Genomic DNA, 14,321 nt, shown 5'->3' with positions numbered 1-14,321 from the left:
TTGAAAATGTATTTTACTAGGAGAGGTGGAAATCTATTGATATGGCATCCTTGCGCTGAATGTACTACGACAATCCGCTTTATTGAGACTGGTTCCCTACATATCCAGTCACCTGAATCCGAAGTGGTTTCTTATGATTCCTTTGAACAACTGGAGCAATTACTCGAATCGACGTTACGGATTGCAGATTTCCCGGTCTCCTGCCGGGCAACTGGTTCTCGCCTCGTCACTCCGGTGCTTGCCGCCTCGGTTTTACTCGAGCAGGTGCGTCACCGGCAGACGATTGACTTTATCCAGAACGGCGTCATGACCAGTCATTTACAACCCATCTTCAACATTCAAGACAACACGCTGTTCGCTAACGAAGCATTACTTCGAGCCGCGGACCAAAACGTTTCCATGTCACCTGGTTTGCTGTTTTCGACGGCTTCGAAGATGGGTCTCCATTCAAGACTCGACCAACGTGCTCGCGAAGAGGCCATTCGTGCGACACATTTAGTTGGCGGGACAGAAAAAACGTTTATCAATTTCCTTCCTTCGACCATCTACAACCCGGAATATTGCCTTCGCCATACGTTCGAGATCGTCGAACGGTATAATGTGGATCCAAGCCGGCTTGTGTTTGAAGTCGTTGAAACGGAAAAAATTGAAGACGTCAATCATTTGAAACACGTCTTCGAACAGTATAAGAAACAAGGGATCCAAGTGGCGCTCGACGACGTCGGAGCGGGCTTCTCGACACTCGATATGTTGTCCCTCCTGCAACCGGACTACATCAAAATCGATCGTGACTTCATCTCCCATTGTGATACGGTAGCTGAAAATGAAACCTTTTTACGAAAAGCACGTCACTTAACAAAAGAGATGGGGATTCAAATCCTCGCGGAAGGCATCGAACGCCAGGAAGAGCTCGACTTATGCCGCGAACTTGGTTTTGACTTCGGACAAGGTTATCTGCTTGGTCGTCCTGCGCCTTATTCTGAATTTGCCAAAGCACAGTAATCAAGAAAAGCAAATCCTATTCCCGGTCAATTCGGGCGTCGGATTTGCTTTTTATTTCGTACCTGCTTCAACGAGCGTACGCAACGTGCTGGTCGTTTTTCATTAAAATTGAAAGAACTGTTTCCGGGGACAAATCCGTTTTGATCAACTGACAAAGCGGCTCCTGGCCAATCCGCTCTGCTATTTTTTGCCGTTCTGCCTCCGTCAATCCGAGTTGTGCACTCGTCGTCGGTTGCTGATTGGTTACTAAATAGTGCTGCAATTCTGCATAGGACTCCGTCTGTCCGAGCAACAACTCTTGAATCAACAGCCCATATCCGACCTTACTTCCATGCAGCATCCGATGCGTCGAAGGAAACGGAGACAACGCATTGTGGATACCATGACCAATTGCTCCCCGTGTTGCTTCGTCACCGAATCCACCGACACTTCCGGCAAGGGGAATGACCGTCTCCACCAGATATTGAATCGATGACGGATAGTCCTTAAATTGTTCCGGACTGATCGGCGTCCGCAAAATCAGCTCTTTACAGTGTTCTGCCATCCGCAGTGCGGACTCGACAACCGGATCGTCTGCCGTCGTGCCGCTGAGAGCGCGTGCCTCATACCACTTGGCTAACGTATCAACGAGTCCGGCAACAAAATAATCATATGGACTGGCTGCTAAAATCCGGTGGTCGAGCAATAACGCTTCGATGACGACGGGAATCGTATCGAAACGAAGATACTGCCCCCGTTCGTCGTACATGACACTAAGGGGTGTCCATGGGGCACAGTTCGAGACGATCGTCGGAATGACAATCAAGGGACAATTCCGTTTGACGGCCACTTGTTTTGCCGTATCAATGACGGAACCGCCACCGAGAGCAATGATGATTTCATAGGTCTCACATGCATCTACGAGCTGTCCGACTTGTTCATCCGTACAGTGCCCACGGAAAACAAGTGTAGGGAATTTTCCTAAATACGGTGAGGCCGCTTGCAGCGCCTTCTCTCCGTGAATCATGACGGTTTTTCTTCCCGCTAACAATTCCGTTAGACGGTCAACTGCGCGTTCTTCGTGTATGTATTGTAAGACTGCTTGACGAATCATCCTGACCCCTCATTCCATTATTTGTTAACGCTCAGTATACGGAAATCCGTCCCCTGGTTCAACCCTTCGTTTGATTCGATTTTCCGTAACGGAAGGCGTACACTGAAGTGAGTACAGATTTGTCATCCAAAGGGGGAAATTTTGATGGATTACATCACATTAAACAATGGACTTGTCATGCCACAACTGGGTTATGGTGTGTTTAAAGTTCCTGAACAAGACGTCTATGAGGCCGTACTCGAAGCTTTACGGGCAGGTTACCGTTCGATTGATACCGCGATGATTTATGAAAACGAAGCCGGTGTCGGACGCGCTTTACGAGATTCGGGGATTCCGCGGAAAGATATCTTTTTGACGACGAAAGTCTGGAACAAGGATCAAGGTTATGAGGAAACGCTGACCGCTTTTGAAACGAGCATTCAAAAATTAGGTGTCGACTATGTCGATCTGTATTTGATTCACTGGCCGATGCCGGATGAGGATTTATATATGGACACGTGGCGGGCCCTCGAGCACCTCTATGCAGAAGGAAAAACCAAAGCCATCGGTGTCTCAAACTTCCACATCCCGCATCTCAAGCGGATTCTCGAAGAAGGAACGATTGTCCCTGCCGTCAATCAGATTGAACTGCATCCGTTCTTGAGCCAAAAAGCGATTCGTGATTTTTGTCAGAAAAACGGAATTGTCGTCGAAGCATGGAGTCCTTTAATGAAAGGACGCGACGCCTTAACGGAGCCTGTCATCACAGACATCGCGACACGTCACGCCAAAACACCGGCTCAAGTCATTTTACGGTGGCACCTGCAGCATGACATCATCGCGATTCCAAAATCCGTCACACCAAACCGGATTCAAGAAAATTTAGATGTCTTTGATTTTGTTTTATCGTCTGATGACATGAAGCAAATCGATCAGCTGAACCGGGATGAACGGACCGGTTCGAATCCGGACGAGATGCATAAAAAATGAAAAACAAAACGATGCTCACAGGTAAAGTGAACATCGTTTGATGTTGACGGAGTGCTTAGAGCACTCCGTTTTTATTTTTTAACGATCCAAATCATTCCCATGATCTTGTTTCGCCAGATCATCTGAGTGGTCTGCCGAACGGTTCGGACGATGAAGCTCTTGTTTTTCATCTTCATCCTTGTCTTCGTGACGTGCTTTTTGTTCTTCCCACTCGGGACGTTTGAAGTCATCATCACGCCGCATCGCAATGTTCGGTTCGCGGTCTCCATTAAGCTTTGCGTGATCAATCGCTTGTTCATCTTGCGGCATCTTATCTGTACCCGCTCGATGCAGATCAATTTCGGCATGCTCTTCTTTTGAATCCTTATCGACATCAAGCGGATTCCCTGATCCAAGCTGGGCATTCGAATTGGCATCCTCTGACGTACGTGTTTCTTCATAACTGCCATAACGAACTTTGACATCCGGATGGGTATTGTCCGTATTCAGATGGGGATCGAACTGGATGTCCTGGACTTCGAGTAATAACACGAATCCGCCGCCTTCGACTTCTGTTTTATGGACTTCGACTTGATCAGCCGGTAACTCCAGTGAACCAAACAGACTATCTACTTCCTGATCGCGTCCCTGATTGCCCCGAATCCGGTCAAGCCATGATGGTTTCGTCGTTGCGATCTCCGCGTCCATTTGGCTCCGAACGAGTTGCAGATTCGATTTCTCTTTGACGATGATATAAAAATCTTCTTCGCGATGACCTTGCTGATGCAACTCATCCATTTTCGAGATCAATTCTTCTTCTTTATAAAACGTTCCGATATACTGTTTCGTCTTCATACCGATCCATCCCCTTATGCACGATTTTAATGACGTACTGTCTTATAAGGAGTATTTCCTTTTTCACACTAAAATATGCCACTAAGTCGGCTCTGATCGGAAAAGTAATCTAAATGTTATGTTTATTCTCCAATCAGCTTCAAACCGATGGTCGCACTGATGATCAAACCGATACAGACCAGCCGTTTCCAATCTTTCGCTTCCTTATAAAAAATCATGCTGAGAACTGCGCCGCCTGCTGCACCGATTCCGGTCCAGACTGCATATGCCGTTCCCATCGGAAGTTCGTTCATCGCCAAGGTCAGGAATAAAAAACTGAATCCAAAACCAGCGAACATCAACAGAAGATTTTTTGCATTTTTTTGTTGATTAAACGTGTTGATCAAAACGACACCAACCATCTCAAATAATCCTGCGAGAATCAAATAAAACCAACTCATTGTTTTTCACCCTCCCCACTGACTAACTTCAATCCGATGACACCGACGAGCAAAACAACAATCAGCATCAATTTGACGATCGACGCGGATTGACCAAACAATAGGATGTCTGTCAGGACAGTCCCTGCCGTTCCAAGCCCAACGAATACCGCGTACACCGTTCCGACCGGTAAATGATTACTGACTTTGATCAGAACGGTGAAACTGACGATGATACTGATGATCGTCGCCCCCCATTCGAGTGGTGTCGCCGCGTGTTTTAATCCGATGACCCAGCCGACTTCAAAAAATGCCGCTAAAACGATACTCAACCAATACTTAGTCATATAATTTCCTCCTTATATCTCCAACAAAAAAGCCCGAGAGCAAGCGCCAAAACGCTTTACTCCCGGGCTTTTATCCCTCCGTTGCATAAGGTTTCCCTTATGTTCCTCCCTTGGTCCAGCCGAACGGAACCCTAGAGGATCACTATTCATTTCATTCGATACACCGACTTTAGCACGCTTGATTTTGCCTGTCAAACAGGAAAATCAGACCGAATGGCCAATATATAGAGAGAGTCAACTATAGAGGAGGAGTCCATCATGCGCTATAAAATCAACGAGCAACTACGTATTCGTCGTTTCACGCCAGAGGATTTAGAAGCCGTCCATGCCTATGCTTCACAACCGATTGTCAGCCAGTATCAGTCATGGGGACCAAACTCCGAAAGTGATAGTAAACAGTTCATCCATGATGCGCTCGAAAGTGAGCTTGAAAATCCGAGACGCCGCTATGTCTTTGCCGTTACCTTTTCAAACGACCATGTTATCGGTGCTGGCGAACTTGTCATCACCGATGCCGAACATAAAAGTGCGGAAATTGGCTATATCCTGTCTCCCGACGAATGGGGTAATGGGTATGCGACGTCCATCGCTAGTTTTTTACTCGAATTCGGCTTCGAGAAGTTAGAATTACATCGCATTACGGCGACCTGTGATCCGCGAAACCTTGCCTCAGAACGTGTCTTGCAAAAAGTCGGGATGACAAAGGAAGGACAACTGCGTGAGACTGTCTACTTGGAAGATCATTGGCGCGACTCACTGATCTACGGCATGCTCGATTGGGAGTGGCAAGTCGACCATGAAGACGACACGAAATGATGAAAGAGGTGTTTCTCCAAAACAGGAGAACACCTTTTCCTTTGTTCCCAATTTTTAGTCTGAAATTGACTTTTTTTGATATCTTACTACTTCATGAAAAATGAACATGGTAAACTTAGTTATAATTGGTTCAAAATTAATTTTTCAAGAAATGGAGTCTTACATACGATGCCTTTATCAAAAAAATGGTTCACCTCACTGGCTGCTTCCGTCATGTTGTTTAGTTCATTTCCGGTCAACGGTCTTGCAGAAGGTGACGTTGCTCCGGCAGTCGTCGACGAACAGACGGACGTTGCGACCGGCAAACAGTTCACCCAAGCGGTCACCCCTGTATTTGAAACACCGGACAGTACTGACGCACTTCAAACGTTACCTGCTGCGACGGAAGTCGAGACGTTCGGGACAGAAGGTCTGTTTACGCGCATCCTGCTCGACGGTGTTTATCGCTTCGTCAAGACCGAACAATTGGCCGTTGCTCCAACCTACTCAAAAATCGACAGCCGATATACGAATAAATCAACGCCACTTTATACAGCAGCTGCTTCAGAAACGGTGACAACCGAATCGTTGGCTCAAAATGCAGCAGTCGATACATACGGTCAAGAAGGTCTTTTCACACGCATCAAACAGGGCACGGTGTATCAGTTCGTTTTGACGGCTGATCTCAGTGCAACCCCTGTCTATGTAACGACCGGGGAACGCTTTGTCCAACAGAAAACGATGGTCTATCCGACGGCTGATACTAGCGGAACAGTTCTTGCAGAATACGCCGTCAATCAACCCGTCGAAACATTCGGAACGTCCGGCACGTTTACCCGGATCAAGTGGAACGATCGTTATGCTTTCATTTTGACAGCTCATCTCGGAACAAAAAAAGTCACCTCGTACTCGGTGACCGGCAAAAAATACAGCCAACACCTCACGACTGTCTATCCGACCGCTTCCGCAACCGGAAAACCACTTGGAACACTGGCACAAAATCAACGTATCGACATCTACGGCGTCTCCGGTAACTACACGCGTGTCCGGTTGAATGATACGTATGGTTTTGTCTTGACGGCACACCTTGGGGATCTTGCATTTTTTGAGCAGACTGACCGCCTCTATGTGCAAAGTCCGACGCCGGTCCGTCAAGCTGCGAACAGTACGAGCCCGATACTCGCACAGCATCAGACGAATACACTCCTGACGGTCTATGGAACGAGCGGCGCGTATAGCCGGATTTTATTCCGCGGTCAGCATGTCTTCGTCTTAACAAGTGCATTGGCACCATTAAAAGTGTATGCCAAAACGGACCGCCTTTATGTCCAGGCATCAACCCCGATTCGTCAGGCAGCAAGCAGCTCCAGTCCGATTTTGAAAAATCATCAAACGAATACGTTATTGACCGTCTATGGCACAAGTGGGGCCTACAGCCGGATTCTGTTCCGCGGTCAGTATGCCTTCGTCTTGACGAGTGCCCTTGCGAAAACAAAAGTCTATGCGAAGACAGGTCTCCGGTATACCAGCAAATCGACATCGATTTTTAAAGACACGACGGCGAAAACCATTGTCCGTACTATGAAACGAGCAGAACAGATTGATATTTACGGAACAAGCGGCGCGTACACACGCGTCAAGCTTGGTACCGTCTATGGCTACGTCAAGACGACAGATCTCGTAACAAAAAAACCTGATCTGTATGATGTGACCGGGACACGGTATGTGCTCGAAGATAAACTGGTCATTCATCCAAAAGCAAGCCTGACTGGAAAAATCGGGACACTGAAAAAGAATACGGCGCTGTCGATTTACGGCAAAAGCGGTTACTACACACGTGTCAAAATCGGAACGACGTTCGGCTTCGTCGACTCGAGTAAACTCGGTCTCAACAAACCGGTCGCACCGTCTAAAATCGGAACAGTTTTTTATGTTCATTTTGATCAGACACCGCTGTTTTCAGCCGATGTCGCTTACAGCCGTCCTGCTGGCTATTTAAGTAAAGGGACAAAGCTGATCGGTCTGAAGGCGATTGACGATGATTTCTGGAAAGTCCGGTTACCGAACGGGACGACCGGTTATGTCATCAACCCGTATATCGGGACGACGAAACCGGATATGCGCTACACCCAACAGGCAATCAACCGTCAAAAAATCTATACGGTCAAAACAACGACGTCTTATTTTGCGACACCCGTCAGTCCGAAAGGTACCGGCTTGATCGAACAGGGAAAACGGGTTTATCCCCGGTACCGGGTCGGAAACTTTTATGTCATCCAGTCCGGCTGGTCTCCTGTCTATCTGCCGGTCAGCGCTGTCACCGTCACAAGCGACACACGGATTGCTCAAAAAAATACGTCACGTGGCGAAAAATTGATCCAAGCGGCCGCCAAACACCTAGGAACGCCGTATACATGGGGTTCGCAAACGGCAGCCAATGGCGGCTTTGACTGTTCGGGTTTGATACATTACGCCACGAACCAAGCCGGGAAATACGGTGGACGGACAAATGTCAGCGGCTATTGGTACGGCGCCTTCTTTACGAACCGTCGCACGACGATCAGCAGCGGAAAACGCTCGGATATCGTCTTTTTCGAAAATACGTATACCGATGGTCCGTCGCATATCGGCATCATGCTCGACAATGAATACTTCATCCATGCCGGGGGCTCACAGCTCCAGATCAATTCGATTTATGAACCACGCTGGCGCGAACATTTCCTTGGCTTTAAATCGATGTAACACAAAAGAGGCGTATGGACCCTTGAGGATCCGTACGCCCTTCTTTCCTTGATTCAGAATGTCATCTCGACGTATTTCGTCACTTGACGGTCCTCAAGGTATAATTCGATTTGTTCCCGGTAGGCTTTATAGTGGTCCGATGCGATATGTGTCTCGAGTGCTGCTTCGTCTTGATAGACTTCATAGAGCATGAACTGATGTTCATTTTCAATCGATTGATGCAACGTATAACGTAGGCAGCCCGGCTCGTTTTGTGCGGCTTTGTAGACTGTACTTAAAATTGGAAAGACTTGATCAGCTAATCCTGCTTTGACTGTAAGAACGGCATTGACGATGATTTCACCCATGTGTTAATTCCTCCTCTGATTTGATTACCTCTATCTGTACCCGTTTTTCCTCAAGACATACCGAAAAGGATGATTTCGATGCAAGAAAATTTATTTGCTGCTCTCGATCAATACGAAGCCGAGATGATTCGTTTACGGCGTGATTTTCACCGTCACCCGGAATTATCGTTCCAAGAAGTCCGGACACCCGCAAAAATCATCGCCTTTTATGAAGCACTTGGTATCCCCTACCGCGAACAAGTCGGAGGGAGCGGCATCGTCGCGACACTCAAAGGGACACGTCCCGGAAAAACGATTGCTGTCCGGGCGGATTTTGACGCGTTACCGCTCCAGGAAGAAACCGATCTTTCGTTCCGTTCAATCCGCCCCGGTGTCATGCATGCCTGTGGACATGACGGCCATACGGCGATCGTCCTCGGACTCGCCGCTGCCTTCAAGCCGTTGCAAGAGGAACTCGAAGGGACCATCGTCTTCATTCATCAACATGGCGAAGAAGTCTTTCCGGGAGGTGCGATTCAAATGATCGAAGATGGTTGTCTCGACGGGGTTGATGCGATTTTCGGGACCCATCTTGAAAATGATCTCCCGGTCGGAACGATTGGCTATCACAGCGGCCATACGTTATGCGCGATCGATGAATTCGAAATCGTCGTCCATGGACAAGGTGGTCATGCGCAAGCCCCGCACCGGACGCAAGATGCACTCGTCGCTGGAGCACAACTCGTCTGTAATTTACAGCATCTCGTCAGCCGACGGGTCGATCCCTTTGAACCTGCCGTCGTCGCGATTGGCTCGTTCCATTCCGGGACGGCACCGAACATCGTCACCGGCGAAGCCCGGATCGTCGGTGAAATCCGGACGTTCAACGAGCAACTCCGGCATCAGTTACGCCAACAGGTCGATCTCGTTGCCCGAACGACGTGTGCTGGAATTGGCGCTACATATTCGATTGATTTCACGACCGGTTACCCGTCGCTCTGGAATCATCCGAATGAGACGAAGTTGGTCCAAGAAGCGGCTTCGTTTTTACCGGAGGCACAGGTCCGTGAAGTCAAACCGATGATGGCAGCGGATGATTTTGCTTATTATTTAGAACACGTCCCGGGAAGTTATTTCTTTACCGGTTCTGCGAAGACAGACGGAAGCACCATCTATCCACAACATCACCCGAAGTACGAAATCAATGAACAGGCCTTACTGATCGGGGCCAAAACGTTAGGGGCGACCGTTCTGCGTGCCTTGCAAACATAAGGATTGACTTTCCACTTTTATGAATGGTATTATCATCCCAATGATAACGAACTTACATCAACTTCATATAACACTTATCAAGAGTGGACCGAGAGATCTGGATCGATGACGTCCCAGCAACCTGCGCACAGCAAGGTGCTACGACCAGCAAAGCGAAAGCTTTGGTTGATAAAAAGCGGCGACTCCTTTTGCAACCAAGCAGAGGAGTCGTTTTCGTTTTCTCGCTGTCGGAAATGACAGGACTACGGCTCAAGAAGCCAAGGGAAAGGGAGAGATGACATGGAAAAAGCAACATTTGCAGGAGGATGTTTCTGGTGCATGGTGACACCATTTGAGGAATTACCGGGGATTCACAGTATCGTGTCCGGTTATACAGGAGGACACGTCGACAACCCGACATATGAGCAGGTCAAAACCGGAACGACCGGACATTCCGAAGTCGTCGAGATTACATTTGATCCGGCACTCTTTTCATACGAACGGTTACTGGAACTGTATTGGCCACAAACGGATCCGACCGATGCCGGCGGACAATTCCAGGACCGCGGTACACAGTATGCTCCGGCGATTTTTTACCATACGGAAGAACAACGACTTGCAGCCATCGCGTCACGTGATGCGCTAGCTGCGACAAACCGTTTTAAGCAACCGATCGTCACACGGATCGAACCGGCACACGCCTTCTATCCGGCGGAAGAATACCATCAAGACTTCCACAAAAAAAATCCGGAACATTACAAAAAAGACCGGAAAGCATCCGGTCGCGATGCCTTCATCGATGTGGCCTGGAAAGAAGAAGTATCCGTCTGATTCAAATCGGACGTTTTTCAAAAGAGACCCCCCTTTCATGCACTTTACGTAAAAGTCGTGCGAAAGGGGGATCTCTTTTTCGATTCATCCGCTGATTTGTTGGCGATTCGCTTAAGAAATCGCTTTGATGTCGGCTATTTGTTTCGCCTCATCCACGACTTGATACCGTTTCAAGACGAAAATTCCGCTCAGCATGACGACCAATCCAATGATCTGTCCAAACGACAAATCAACTTTCGGTAAACCGAACCAGCCAAAGACGTCGACACACAGCGCAAAACTGAGTTGCGAAATCAAGACGACGGAAATCGCAATCGACGGTCCGAGCAGTTGAATCCCCCGCATGACACAAAACACGACACCGACTCCGACGAAACCACCAAATAGATAAAGCGGTTCGACCTCTGTAAGCGCCGCAAGTGTTCCGCCCCGAAAGAAGACCAATGCGAGCAACGAACCGAGCAATCCGACAAAAAAGACTAACGTTGTCGTCGCCCAGGCGCCAAAGGCATGACTCATCCGTGCATTCAAAACGGTTTGTAAACTGATCATTATCCCTGCGACGATGGCACAAAACATTCCTAACCCCATTTGATTTCCTCCTTTGATTCACTTCATGCGAGCGAAAAGATCAAGACGCCGGTCAACATCAAGCCGACACCGATCCATTGTCCTTTGTTACTGCTTTTTTTAATGACACCAAACCAGCCGTTCAAATCAATTACAAAGGCACATAAGATCTGGGCGACGAGCAACAGCGACATCGCCCATGTCATCCCAAGCAGTTGAATCGACGTCAGTTCCGTGACGACGACTAGGACGCCGAGTAATCCGCCGCTTGCATACACAAGCGGCAACGTACGAAAACCACCGATTTTCCGATCCCGGACGAATCCATAAATCAACAAACAGCCGATTAACCCAACGAAGTGGACGATTGTCACGGATAACCATGGACCAACCGCGTCACCGAGCCGGGCATTAAAGATGCCTTGCAGTGCGATAAACAGTCCACTGAATAAAGCAAAAATGATTCCTTGCATCTTCATCCTCCTTTTTCTCTAATTATGAGTAGACCGCATTCTATTATCCTTTGAAAAGGACAAATGTCCTGAAAAATAAAAAAGAAGCCGACCACGTAGGCCTGCTTCTTTTGAATTCACACTACTGGAGTGTCCGGTACATCCGTTCGATCCGCCCGAACGCGTCGTCCATCATTCGGTTAAACAGTTCCGCAACGGTTGGAACATCATCAATCAAACCGGAAACGAGACCGGCGTTGACGTACCCTTCTGTCTCGTCGCCCTCGAGTGCTCCTTTGATATGAAACGATTCGTTCGTCTGTTCTTGAAAGGCAGCAAGTGATGTTGGTTGCAATGTCTCGACATACGGTCCGTTCAAAACACGGCGGACTTGTCCGACTTCACGGCCAATGATTCGTGTCGCGAGATCATCCGCCTGCACGAGATGTCTTTTATACTGTTCGTGCACACGGGATTCTTGTGTCGCAATCAATCGGGTTCCAAGCTGCACCCCTTCTGCTCCGAGCATCCAGGCAGCGGCAAGGCCTCGCCCGTCGCCGATTCCACCGGCTGCAAGGACAGGAATCGTGACATGATCCGTGATTTGCGGAATCAAGGTCATCGTCGTCAACTCAAGCGGTGAATTGATACCCGCTGCTTCGACCCCTTCCGCCACCAGCACATCCACTCCTGCCTGTTCGGCTTTGACAGCCTGTTTGACGGAAGCGACCACACCAATCGTCTGGATCCCCGCCTCCCGTAACTTTTCCAAGAAAGGTGCCGGATTACCGGCCGACAGGGACACGACCGGAATCCGTTCCTCAATCGCCAACGCAATCAACTGCTCGACATGAGGCGAGACCCGGATGGCGATATTCAGGGCAAAAGGACGCGACGTCAAGCGGCGTGTCTCTTCAATCAATCGTTTGACTTCAGCAGGCGTCATCGTCCCGCATCCAATCGTTCCGAGTCCCCCAGCATTCGAGACTGCTGCCGTCAGTTCGGCATGGCTGATGTTTCCCATGCCGCCTTGAATAATGGGCACATCGATCTGTAATTTGGTACATAGACGAGACATGGTCTCCCTCCGTTTCCGTTGCTAAGAATGGTATACTAAGTAAGACTGAATTTTAATTCATTTTTAGAAAAGAGGCATTCTCATGAATATTCCGTACCGCGATGTTTCTCCAAGCTTAGCAGAACACGTTTTTGTCGCTCCCGGTGCTTTTTTGATTGGTGACGTGACCGTCGGTGAAGAATCGACGATTTGGTTCAATGCCGTCCTTCGAGGCGATGAAGGTCCGATTACGATCGGGAAACGTTGCAGTATCCAGGACAATGCGACCATCCATCTCTACGAAGGAGCACCGGTCATCATCGCGGATGAAGTGACGGTCGGGCACAATGCCATCTTGCACGGTTGTAAAATCGGTCGGCGTTCCATCGTCGGTATGGGGGCGACTGTTCTCGATCATGCCGAAATCGGGGAAGAATGTATCATCGGCGCCAACACATTAATTCCGTCCGGTAAAAAATTCCCGCCTCGTTCGTTGATCATCGGATCACCCGGTAAAGTCGTGCGTGAACTCACGGCAGCAGACCTCGAGATGATTCAAGAATCGATTGATTCGTATGTCGATAAAGGATATGCCTTCCGGAAACAGTTTGCACAGGACTGATTTTCATCAAGAAAACGCTCATCTCGAAACCTCGGGATGAGCGTTTTCTTGATTACCGCTCGGCAAATAACGGATGTTCCAATGCATCATAATCGGCGCTTTTTTGTGACACGTCATGCGTTTTCTGAAAAATCGTTTCAAAGAATCGGCTTGCCGGTTCCGCGAGTAATCGGTAATACTGCTCGAACAATAAGGCAGCATGCTGGCCACTCCATGCGTCCGGCAATAATTCTTGCGGCAGACCGGGATCGCTGAACAAAAACTTCCGGTATTCATGGACGAGTGTCGTCCGTTCGACGAAACATTGTTCGTCGTCCATCTCACCGAGCTGGATCCGGCTTTGATGGACGATATAACGCCGGCTGTACTCGGCGATGAACGTCTCATACCGTTCTTGGAGTTCGTCAAGCGGAAAAGCACGTTCGACCAGCGATTGATCCTGTTGTGGACCATGGTATTCACCGACGAAAAAATCGACATACTCGGTGATTCCGTATGCCTCAATCAGACGTTCCGCTTCTTTTTCGAGCGGATTGGGGGAAATCCAGACGCCGTTCGATAAATTACCGAAACCGCTCCAGGACAACTCTTTTCGCAACTCATCCCGAATTTGTCGTTTGTCTTCCGGGATCGTATACATCAACGTCCGCCACTTTCCGTCCCAGACGTGGGGCGTCGATTTATAAATCCGTCGCGCAGCTTCTTCCATTCGCTCGACCCCACGTGGTGTCAACGAATAAAAACTTTTAGTGCCTTGCTTTTCAGAGGTCAACCAGCCTTGTTTGACCATCCGTGAGACGGCCACACGGACTGCCTGTTCGTTATGACCAAACTCTTTCAGCAGACGAATCAGACTCCCGATCCAAATCTGATTGCCGTAATGTCGAATGTAGTCCCCGTATACGGTGAAAATCATCGATTGTGTATTCGCACTCATGTCATTCACTCTCTCTTTAATATAACGTTTTTTTGTCTACCGTTAGTATACGTGTTATTTCAGAGCGCGACCAT

At 48.5% G+C, this 14,321-nt stretch carries 16 protein-coding genes and 1 riboswitch; of the genes, 7 read left to right on the top strand and 9 right to left on the bottom strand.

The features are described from left to right. Window positions 1-36: 36 nt before the first annotated feature. A complete protein-coding gene (locus P404_RS0110430; RefSeq protein ID WP_236624365.1) occupies window positions 37-1,002 on the top strand; it encodes an EAL domain-containing protein in 966 nt (321 codons plus the stop codon). Window positions 1,003-1,069: 67 nt separating this feature from the next. On the opposite strand, the gene P404_RS0110425 is transcribed toward P404_RS0110430, so the two are convergent. Next, window positions 1,070-2,095: an iron-containing alcohol dehydrogenase family protein gene (locus P404_RS0110425; protein WP_026830714.1), complete on the bottom strand. Its 1,026-nt coding sequence runs from the start codon at window positions 2,093-2,095 to the stop codon at window positions 1,070-1,072. 144 nt (window positions 2,096-2,239) lie between these two features. On the opposite strand from P404_RS0110425, the gene P404_RS0110420 reads away from it, so the two are divergent. Then, entirely contained in the window at window positions 2,240-3,064 is an 825-nt protein-coding gene (locus tag P404_RS0110420; protein ID WP_026830713.1) for an aldo/keto reductase, read from the top strand. Between the two features lie 78 nt (window positions 3,065-3,142). Here the strand turns inward: P404_RS0110420 and P404_RS0110415 are convergent, their stop codons facing one another. The 3 genes from P404_RS0110415 to P404_RS0110405 form a co-directional block, all read right to left on the bottom strand. Beyond that, entirely contained in the window at window positions 3,143-3,898 is a 756-nt protein-coding gene (locus tag P404_RS0110415; protein WP_026830712.1) for a general stress protein, read from the bottom strand. Between the two features lie 122 nt (window positions 3,899-4,020). After that, a complete protein-coding gene (locus P404_RS0110410; RefSeq protein ID WP_014969421.1) occupies window positions 4,021-4,338 on the bottom strand; it encodes a DMT family transporter in 318 nt (105 codons plus the stop codon). Then, window positions 4,335-4,664 carry a DMT family transporter gene (locus P404_RS0110405; RefSeq protein WP_026830711.1) on the bottom strand — a complete coding sequence of 110 codons (330 nt, stop codon included), beginning with the start codon at window positions 4,662-4,664 and terminating at the stop codon, window positions 4,335-4,337. The genes P404_RS0110410 and P404_RS0110405 overlap by 4 nt, the downstream gene beginning before the upstream one ends. Window positions 4,665-4,922: 258 nt before the next feature. Between P404_RS0110405 and P404_RS0110400 the strand changes: the two genes are divergently transcribed. Both P404_RS0110400 and P404_RS0110395 read left to right on the top strand, forming a co-directional pair. After that, window positions 4,923-5,480 (top strand): GNAT family N-acetyltransferase, encoded by a 558-nt coding sequence (locus tag P404_RS0110400; RefSeq protein ID WP_014969419.1) that lies wholly within the window; start codon window positions 4,923-4,925, stop codon window positions 5,478-5,480. A 168-nt stretch (window positions 5,481-5,648) separates the two neighbouring features. Then, window positions 5,649-8,201, top strand: a complete 2,553-nt coding sequence (locus P404_RS0110395; RefSeq protein WP_236624364.1) for an SH3 domain-containing C40 family peptidase — start codon at window positions 5,649-5,651, stop codon at window positions 8,199-8,201. Between the two features lie 53 nt (window positions 8,202-8,254). Here P404_RS0110395 and P404_RS0110390 read toward each other — a convergent pair whose 3' ends face one another. Next, window positions 8,255-8,548, bottom strand: a complete 294-nt coding sequence (locus tag P404_RS0110390) for a putative quinol monooxygenase (protein ID WP_026830709.1) — start codon at window positions 8,546-8,548, stop codon at window positions 8,255-8,257. Window positions 8,549-8,626: 78 nt separating this feature from the next. Between P404_RS0110390 and P404_RS0110385 the strand changes: the two genes are divergently transcribed. Beyond that, window positions 8,627-9,799 carry a M20 metallopeptidase family protein gene (locus P404_RS0110385; protein WP_026830708.1) on the top strand — a complete coding sequence of 391 codons (1,173 nt, stop codon included), beginning with the start codon at window positions 8,627-8,629 and terminating at the stop codon, window positions 9,797-9,799. Between the two features lie 71 nt (window positions 9,800-9,870). Next, window positions 9,871-9,974, top strand: a riboswitch (SAM riboswitch). 104 nt (window positions 9,975-10,078) lie between these two features. Next, window positions 10,079-10,609 (top strand): peptide-methionine (S)-S-oxide reductase MsrA, encoded by a 531-nt coding sequence (gene msrA / locus P404_RS0110380; RefSeq protein WP_026830707.1) that lies wholly within the window; start codon window positions 10,079-10,081, stop codon window positions 10,607-10,609. 111 nt (window positions 10,610-10,720) lie between these two features. Here the strand turns inward: msrA and P404_RS0110375 are convergent, their stop codons facing one another. From P404_RS0110375 to P404_RS0110365, 3 genes are all read right to left on the bottom strand, one after another. Continuing rightward, window positions 10,721-11,200, bottom strand: coding sequence for a DMT family transporter (locus tag P404_RS0110375; RefSeq protein ID WP_026830706.1), 480 nt, complete (start codon window positions 11,198-11,200; stop codon window positions 10,721-10,723). A 23-nt stretch (window positions 11,201-11,223) separates the two neighbouring features. Then, complete coding sequence (locus P404_RS0110370; RefSeq protein ID WP_014969414.1) at window positions 11,224-11,652, bottom strand: DMT family transporter; 429 nt, start codon at window positions 11,650-11,652, stop codon at window positions 11,224-11,226. A gap of 121 nt (window positions 11,653-11,773) precedes the next feature. After that, on the bottom strand, window positions 11,774-12,709 hold the full coding sequence (locus P404_RS0110365) for an NAD(P)H-dependent flavin oxidoreductase (RefSeq protein ID WP_014969413.1): 936 nt from the start codon (window positions 12,707-12,709) through the stop codon (window positions 11,774-11,776). An 82-nt stretch (window positions 12,710-12,791) separates the two neighbouring features. On the opposite strand from P404_RS0110365, the gene P404_RS0110360 reads away from it, so the two are divergent. Next, complete coding sequence (locus P404_RS0110360) at window positions 12,792-13,310, top strand: gamma carbonic anhydrase family protein (RefSeq protein WP_026830705.1); 519 nt, start codon at window positions 12,792-12,794, stop codon at window positions 13,308-13,310. 52 nt (window positions 13,311-13,362) lie between these two features. Here P404_RS0110360 and paaX read toward each other — a convergent pair whose 3' ends face one another. Further along, complete coding sequence (gene paaX, locus P404_RS0110355) at window positions 13,363-14,247, bottom strand: phenylacetic acid degradation operon negative regulatory protein PaaX (protein ID WP_014969411.1); 885 nt, start codon at window positions 14,245-14,247, stop codon at window positions 13,363-13,365. Window positions 14,248-14,321 lie beyond the last annotated feature (74 nt).

Source organism: Exiguobacterium antarcticum DSM 14480 (assembly GCF_000685865.1).
Classification (GTDB): Bacteria; Bacillota; Bacilli; order Exiguobacteriales; family Exiguobacteriaceae; genus Exiguobacterium_A; species Exiguobacterium_A antarcticum.
Note: the sequence above shows the minus strand (reverse complement) of the source record. Positions and strands in the feature narration are given on the sequence as shown.